Annotated in this window: 2 protein-coding genes; one reads left to right on the top strand and one right to left on the bottom strand. The window is 57.6% G+C overall.

Going from position 1 to position 6713, the window contains the following annotated elements; genetic code table 11:
* Positions 1-1359 precede the first annotated feature (1359 nt).
* Positions 1360-2769 (top strand): patatin-like phospholipase family protein, encoded by a 1410-nt coding sequence (locus AC0L3B_RS21855; protein WP_247294790.1) that lies wholly within the window; start codon positions 1360-1362, stop codon positions 2767-2769.
* A gap of 48 nt (positions 2770-2817) precedes the next feature.
* Here AC0L3B_RS21855 and AC0L3B_RS21850 read toward each other — a convergent pair whose 3' ends face one another.
* Positions 2818-6168, bottom strand: coding sequence for an adenylate/guanylate cyclase domain-containing protein (locus tag AC0L3B_RS21850; protein ID WP_473381018.1), 3351 nt, complete (start codon positions 6166-6168; stop codon positions 2818-2820).
* Positions 6169-6713 lie beyond the last annotated feature (545 nt).

Genomic DNA, 6713 nt, shown 5'->3' with positions numbered 1-6713 from the left:
ACTTCCCCTCTGGTTGTGATGCACAATTGCATCGCGACGTCCTCCTGACGTAGGACGTCGCGTTGCATTTGTTCCGAAGGGCATTCTTTCGTTAGGCTTTAATACTACTGGCTTGTGAGTATATGCCATTTTGCACGGCTTGGCGCGCGCCTACCTTGATCATCTACGACGGGGGCGGGCATTCCTCGATAATGCGGCGAATGCGGTCGGGAAAGACAGGCAAGTTGACGCATGTGACAGATGAAAGTGTCTTGCTCGACGCGCGCGATGGCCTTGTTATCCAGATTGTTTACCAAAGCGGCCGGCAAACGGCCCAAGCAATTGCTGGATCGCTATCAAGCGGCCAGAGGCACGCACATCCCGATCCAGCTACTTGTGCGCGACCGCACCGCTCGATAGGCCCACTAGTGAGAGGGAGTCTCGGAACTCGGCCTGCGGGACGCATAATGCGTTGCACTATCACTGATCTTGTCGGGGACCCATTCCTCCGCGGTTGAGTCCCAATGATGAGTGTCGTCGAAGTGTTTCCAGAGTGGCCGCTTTGGCTTGCTTTCACCCTTCTGTCGGTTTGCATTCAGTGTGCGGAGTTGGACGACGAGCACCCCAGCCATCATCACCCATTCGCGAGCGCTATATCGGGAGTTCCATTTGATTGCGGCGAGCATTGGATGCCTCCTTTAAAGTAAGAAGCCTCTGCCACATTAGGGTGGGCCAAGAATGCAGGGATATAAACTACCTCACAGTTTGCCAACATCTTCGACATAGCCGCGGGCGATCTCACTGCGCGGCGACTGCAACCTACGTTCGTTCGGTACTCGGGCGTCATTTGCCGGGCCATCAAAACGCCCGCGACGATGTGTAGGATTGTTTTTTGGTCGCAAAGGCACGTCTCTCTTAGAGAGTGGATTTTATCGATCGTAGGTGCGCTCTCCATGGAGGTCAGCGCATGCTCCGTCCAAGGACGACTTCGGGTCAAAATGCGAAGAACTCAACCGGAGCAAATCTGGTCCGCCTTGCCGTACAGAGCGGACCTCAACGAAGCGCTCAGCGAGTTCGCTGACGCGCCATTACCGGAAGTCACGAAACGGACTACAGCTACTCCTACTACCGTCAGCGATTAATATCTAACGCGAACTGGTTCACACCTGTACGAGAGGGTCAAACGTAATCGCACGATACCAAGTCCTCGCGCTCCTAGCGTATGTGCGCTAGTTCGATGCGAAGGTCCAAGAAAGCGTCGAATATCCACCTCAACCGCGCTTTCCAATGATCCCAAAAACGATTAATCTCTTCCTCTTCACGCAATTCGGAAACTCGATCGGAGAATAAGCCACACGATAAAATAGATGGGAGGAACCAATGGTGAAGAGAGCGATTACGCTCGGCGGCGGCGGACCGGCAGCAGGGCTACACATCGGGGTTCTGAAAGCACTTGCTGAGGACGGCAAGACGTTCGACGATAAGTCTGATGTGTGGGCGTTGTCCTGCATCGGCGCCTGGGTTGGCATCGTCTACAATCAATTCGATGAAGAAAAAATCAAAAAAGAAAACAAAAGCAGAGCCGAGCTGACCTATGAATTCTTCAGGGACGGCGTGTTTCGGGACGATGAAGGCTATGAGCGTTTCCCCATAAACACCGTATTCGGGACGGATTGGAACGCCAACATCAAGGCCTTCCAGGACTTCGTCACCGATCCCAAAAGTTACAGTGATTTCCGATGGCAACCGTACAAAATGATGGAACAGATCCAGGGCAACATGTCCGCTTGGTTCAATCGTCTGCCTCGTGGTGAACAACCCTTCAAGGAATGGCGCGAAGGAGACATCAACAACTGGATACTCAATAAGGTGCTCGCACCTAATCCACTTGTCCGATACCTCACCTCCCTGGTGTACTTGTCCAAGGTCAACGGCCTATCCAGGATCAACTATCCGGATAGCGAGTTTATGAAGAGCATAAACTTCGACGAGCTGAAAAAGGACGGTATGCCACACATCTATCACAACGCCTGGAATCTCGACGAACAGAAGCTGGCGTTGTTTTCCAATCGTCGGATGAAGGAGGACGAGAAAAAGCAGTACAGGGGAGCTATCGACTCACGCAGCCTGTGTGCGTGTTCGTCTCTTCCCTTCGTCGAAGGGACGGTTGAGATCGACCAAGTTACATATTGCGAAGGGGCGTTAGTCGATACTGTGAACTTCGATAGCTTGCTCGAGGAGCACCCTGATTTGGATGAAATCTGGGTGAGCCGGATCGTCGATGCGAAGCAAATCCGCGTTCCGGAAAATCTTCACGATGCACTAGCAAATCTCTGCCAACTGTTTGCGGCAACGGTCGGTGAGGATGACGTCAAGCTTTTCAAATATCACGTCAAAGAGGCGCACACACTCGACAGAGCAGCCGAAGCCGGAATACTCGAGAAAGCGGTCGAGTGCGGGATGCTCGACAAACCAGCCGTGGACAGGAGGAACGGGAAAACGCCTTGGAGAGGCGTAGTCGTCGAGATTCACGTGCCGGGGCACATCAATTTCAAGTGGAACCACAGCAATCTCGAAAATTCGATAACGCTAGGATACGCCGCCGCTAAACAAGCAATCGATGCATTTAACAAAGCGGAAAACGAGATTAAGGCGAATAGTAAAGACGACAAGCTGCTCAAGCCCATTTTCATAAACGAGAATCCACAGGACGACCCGAATTGGTTAGAGCTGCGAGATCGTACTTATGCGGCTCTAAAGAGGGCGGCTAGTGGTGCCAAGCCCAAGTAAGCAGATCGCGTTGCGATTTAAATCTGCGCAAGCGTTGTCCCGGCTTGATCACCGTAGCCCATCGAGAAGCACCTTTGCCACCTTTAGATCATGCGTCTCGAACCCTTCGGTGAAGCTGGCATAAATCGGCGCGAGAAAATTGAGCGCTTCCTCGCGTCTGCCCTGATGGATCCACAGAGCAGCTTGGTCCGTTGCGGCGCGGAGCTCAAGCGTCCTGGCGTGTTGACTTCTTCCCGTGCTCAATGCCCGGTCGAGCAGCGCCTGCGCCTCGGCTTCCACGGCCGGTCCACCGCGGGCGACCAGCACCCGTGCCTTTAGACGATACAGTTCGGCTTCTAGGATTCGTTCGCTGTTACGGTTAGCTGTAGCTAGGCCGTGCTCGATCAACTCCAGCGCGGCCTCGTAGTCGTGACTATTTAACAATGGCGGACACAACAACACGTCGAGCGCGGTGATGGCCAGCTGATAACCGGCGCTGCGATATCCGTCCAAGACGGCACCGATCTCCCCCAGTGCGCTGGGTGAAGGATCGAGCGAAGCCACGCATATGCCCCGAAGGGCGCGCGCCAGGCGCCATTGCCGGAATCCATGTTCCTCGGAAAGGGCGATGCAACGTTCGGCATGACCTTGCGCGACCAGGAACTCGCCGCGAAGCGCGTGAAGAATGCATGCGTAGTAACAGGCATACGCCTGGGAATGCGGATGACTTATAGCGTCTGCGCGCCGAATGGCAGCGTCCATTCGCACAATTGCCGTATCGGGCTGGCCGAGCAGCCAGAGCGCCCACGACATCAGCGCCAGGTCCGCCACGCCGGCATCCTGGCCGGCCGAACGCGCCGCCAGCCTGTCGTCCTCGCTGCTCGCCTCGAACGCTTCATAGGCGCGTCCAATCGCTTCATGGGCACCGGTAAGCTGTCCCATGAAGAGGCGGATCATTGCCTGCCCGCGCATCGCGTTGAGCAACGCCGGTAGATCGTCGCGCGCTTCGGCGAGCTGGAGCAGGGCCGCGATCGTTTCCTCGGCGACCGGCAACTCACCGCGCATTACGCTCGCAGTGGTCAACCAGAACATCACCTGGAGTTGCTCGGGAGGGTCTCCCAGGCGCTCGCACAGCTCGCGCGCGCGGGCAAAGGTTGCCATCGCCTTGTTCGAGGCTGGCCCTTGCGTAGCGATCAGGCAGGGCCCAAGGGCGAAGTGGAAGGCAAGTTCCAGCTTATCCTTTCCGGCGCCTTCTGGCAGATGGCCCGAGGCCTCGATACCCCGCTGCAAGTGTGCGATGGCTTCAAGGTTGGCCGAGCGCATGGCGGCCTTCTTGCCTGCCTGCAGCCAATATGCCTCCGCCTTTTGAAACAGGCCGGCCTCTGTCAGATGATGCGCAAGAGTTTCGGGTTGAGTCTCCACAAGGTCCGGGAACCGTTGCTCGAAGGCACCCGCGATCGCAGCATGCAGCGCTGCGCGTCGGCTCTTCAGGAGTCCCGAGTAGGCAGCGTCCCGCACAAGCGCGTGCTTGAAGGTATAGATTGCCTGCGGTATCTCGCCCCGGCAGAATATCAACTCCGAGCGAACCAACTGAGCAAGCGCCTCCTCAAGTCTCTCTTTTGACAACCCGGCTACGGTGCTCAGCAGTTCGTAGGAGAACTCGCGACCCACCACAGCGCCGATCTGAGCCACCTCCCTCACTGGAGCCAATCGATCGAGCCTTGCCATCAGCGATGCGTGCAAACTCGTTGGAATCGCCATCGGGGGGAGAGGACGGTTGAGGACGTAGTGATCGTCCTGTTCATTTAATAGCCCGGTTTCGAGCACCGTCTTGGTCAGTTCCTCCACGAATAGGGGCACGCCATCGGTGCGGGCGAGGATCTGGTCCATTACCTCTTCCGGGAGCGTCTTGCCAGCGGTGACGCGCTCGATTAACGCCGCCCCGTTGGGTCGGTTCAGCCGCGTGAGCGAGATCGTCGTCACATGCGCATGACCTGGCCACGGCGGAGTGAACTCTGGCCTCGCCGTGATGAGCAGCAGCCCCCGAAGCCGGGGTAGGTGTTCCAAGGTCATCGTGAGCAGCTCCAGCGACGTCGGATCTGCCCAATGGACATCCTCTACAATGACGAACACCGGCTGTCTTGCGGCCAAGCCAGTTAGCTGGGACAAAAACGCCGCTAACGTTAGCTCCTTGCGCTTCTGCGGGCTCAGCTCTGGCATACGGTAGCGGTTACTCGGTGGAAGGGACAGAAGGTTGGCCAGAGGTAGCAACACGCGGTCGGCATCAGCCCGCACGAGCAGAGCCTCGAGCTTAGCGAACTTCTCTGCGGGCGGGTCGCCCCGCTCGAACCGGGCAGCGCGTTCGAGCTGGCGGGTGAAAGGATACAGCGCACTGTTGGTGTGGTGCGCCGAGCAGAACTGGCGCACCGTTATATGCGGTTCGCCTTGGAGCCGCTCCTCAAGCGCCAGCGCAATGTGCGACTTGCCGATACCGGGCTCTCCGGTGAGCATCACCGCGCAACCTTCGCTACGCCTGGCGTGCTGCCAGCGACGCAAGAGCATCTCGATTTCCTCGTCACGCCCGATTGGCGGCGCCAATCGAGATTTGTGCTGTGCCTCGAAGCGGCTTTCCACTTCGGTTGTTCCCAGTACCTGCCAGGCTGGCATTGGCTCGGCCCATCCTTTAAGCGCGACAGGGCCGAGATTGCGGAACTCGAAATGCCCATCAGTGAGCCGGTGCGTACTTTCGGAAATCAGCACGGTACCGGGATTGGCGAAGGTCTGCAGGCGCGCAGCCAAGTTTGGCGTCTCGCCAATGACCGTCTGCTCTTGAGCTGAACCTTCGCCGGTCAAATCGCCCACGACCACCATACCGGTAGCGATGCCAACGCGAACCTGCAGCTCGGTGGCGGGTTCTGTCCGGAGGCTAGCTACGGCATCGACCAGCGCCAGCCCGGCGCGTGTCGCTTGTTCGGCATCATCCTCGTGGGCCTGGGGATAACCGAAATAGGCGAGCACGCCATCTCCCATGTACCGCGCGATAACCCCTTCATTCCTGGCAACAACCTCCGCGATGCAGCGGTGATAGGTGCCCATTACGGCCCGCAGGTCCTCCAGATCAAGGCGGGCCGCAAGTGCCGACGAGCCGACCAAATCGCAAAACATGATTGTAAGCTGACGCCGGCCGGCGTGATCCGTCGAGGCCGGCTTAGCGCCCGCTTGAGGCGTTCGCAGGACCTCTCTCTGAAGTTCTACGATCGCGCGCAGCATCTTGCGGCGATGCCCAAGCAGGACGCCCAAATCCTTTAAATCCTGCTCCGTGAGATCGCGAACGACCGAGAGGTCGATGGCGTTTTCGCGGAATCGCTCGGCGTACTCGCCCAAACCGATCGATGCTAGCCACTCTGCAATACCTGCCATGGTATACCTATGGCTTATACGATGAGAATAGCACATTGGAGAGGCTTGCGAAGGCACATCTGTCGACCGAAGCGCCGGACGTCTTGCCCAATGTAACACAGTGGCCCAGGCGAAAAGTGAACGCCGCTGGGCGCGATGTCTGTTAGGGGTCAAAGTGCGAAGAACTCAACCTAAGCAAATCTGGTCCGCCATGCCTCATTAAGCGGACCTAGTCGAGATGTGCCGGTACTTCGCTAACGGGCCATAAGCGGGCAATCAATGCATGCCTCGTTAAGGGACCAGAAGCCCACATACCGAACAGCTCCCCCTCATCACCGAATCCCTTGGCACCTGGAGCTAAATGCGTAGACTGGGTCCGACCGAGCCAGGAGGGAGATTTGGCGATAGAGCGGCCAAATCGACGGCTGACGACGATCCTGGCGGCCGATGCAGTCGGCTAGCCCCCGCTGCAGCTTGCACGCTATCGGCTTCAGATCGACCTTGCGTTCGTTCAGCGACCTCGCACAGTTGATGTCGACTAGGGTGAAGAAGAAAACCTTCCTATC

This window comes from Bradyrhizobium sp. Kon56 (genome assembly GCF_055807635.1).
Note: the sequence above shows the minus strand (reverse complement) of the source record. Positions and strands in the feature narration are given on the sequence as shown.

Bases quoted from the DNA above. Each gene is read 5' to 3' on its own strand.
- AC0L3B_RS21855 (WP_247294790.1), top strand. From the start codon at position 1,360: ATGGTGAAGAGAGCGATTACGCTCGGCGGCGGCGGACCGGCAGCAGGG.
- AC0L3B_RS21850 (WP_473381018.1), bottom strand. From the start codon at position 6,168: ATGGCAGGTATTGCAGAGTGGCTAGCATCGATCGGTTTGGGCGAGTAC.